This is a genomic window from Candidatus Deferrimicrobiaceae bacterium, from assembly GCA_035256765.1.
Classification (GTDB): domain Bacteria; phylum Desulfobacterota; class Deferrimicrobia; order Deferrimicrobiales; family Deferrimicrobiaceae; genus CSP1-8.
In genome coordinates this window covers 1-1391 of sequence record DATEXR010000157.1, presented here as the reverse complement: position 1 = coordinate 1391, position 1391 = coordinate 1, and the positions used below count along the sequence as shown (strand labels likewise).

Genomic DNA, 1391 nt, shown 5'->3' with positions numbered 1-1391 from the left:
GCCGCACAGCCCCGACAACGTCACCCGCGTGAAGGACATCGCGGGCAAAAGGGTCGACCAGGTCCTCGTCGGGTCGTGCACGAACGCCTCCTACAAGGACATCACGACGCTGGCCAGGATCCTGAACGGCAAGGTGATCCGCCCGAACGTCTCCTTCGGGGTCGCCCCCGGCTCGCGCCAGGTCCTCCAGATGGCGGCGAAGGAGAGCAGCATCGCGACCCTGGTGAGTTCCGGGGCCCGGATCCTCGAGACGGCCTGCGGCTTCTGCATCGGGGCGGGGCAGGCCCCTCCTTCCGGCGGGGTCTCGGTCCGCACCAACAACCGGAACTTCGAGGGGCGCTCCGGGACCAAGGACGCCGGGATCTTCCTCGTCTCCCCGGAGACCGCCGCCGCCTGCGCGCTCAAAGGGGAGATGGCCGACCCGCGGGACGTGGCAAGCGAGTTCGGGATCGAGTACCCGGACGTGAAGGTCCCGAAGAAATTCCTGGTGGACGACTCGATGGTGCTCCCCCCGGCGGAGGATCCCTCGAAGGTCACGGTACGCCGCGGGCCGAACATCGGGAACCCGCCGGAGAGCGTCCCCCTGCCGGAGACGATCCGGGGCGAGGTGACCCTGAAGACGGGGGACAAGATCACCACCGACCACATCATGCCCGCCGGGGCGAGGCTTAAATACCGTTCCAACATCGGCAAGTACGCGGAGTTCGTCTTCGAGGGGATCGACCCGACGTTCAGCAAGCGGGCGCTCGCGAACAAGGCGAAGGGCGTCCACAACATCGTCGTGGGCGGGCTCTCTTACGGGCAGGGCTCCTCGCGGGAGCATGCGGCGATCTGCCCGAGCCACCTGGGCGTCCGCGCGGTCATCACCAAGTCGTTCGAGCGGATCCATTCGGCCAACCTGATCAACTTCGGCATCGTCCCGCTCCTGTTCGCCGACGAGGCGGACTGCGGCCGGATCGACCAGGGCGATCAGATCGAGATCCCGAACATCCGGGAGGCGATCGGGAAAGGGCAGACGGTCAAGGTAAGGAACGTGACGAAGGGGTTCGAGTTCGAGACGAAGCACGCGCTCACCGGCCGGCAGGTCGACATCATCCTGGCCGGGGGGCGGCTGGCCTACACGAAGGAGAAGGGCGCCTTCTGACCGGCCCCCGCGCGGTCGCAATGCGGGCGCGTTCCTGTGGGGCTTAGGGGACCCGTTTTCGGAAGCGGATAAGGGGCCGGGGATGATATCATGAAGGAGAAACCGGGCGGCCCCCGGAGGGCCCCCTTCCGCCGAAAGGGGAACCGTTGGCGCGCGACGACTGGAAATACTACGACGATGACGCCTTCGACGAGGAGGAAAAAGAGAAGCCTTCGGCGGAGAAGCAGTGCCCCCGTTGTCTCCACTG

Annotated in this window: 1 protein-coding gene; it reads left to right on the top strand. The window is 66.8% G+C overall.

Features of this window, described 5'->3' with window-relative positions; all coding sequences use genetic code 11:
- The coding region (locus VJ307_05395; protein ID HJX73575.1) for an aconitase family protein at positions 1-1144 on the top strand (1144 nt) is incomplete at its 5' end.
- Positions 1145-1391: the final 247 nt, after the last annotated feature.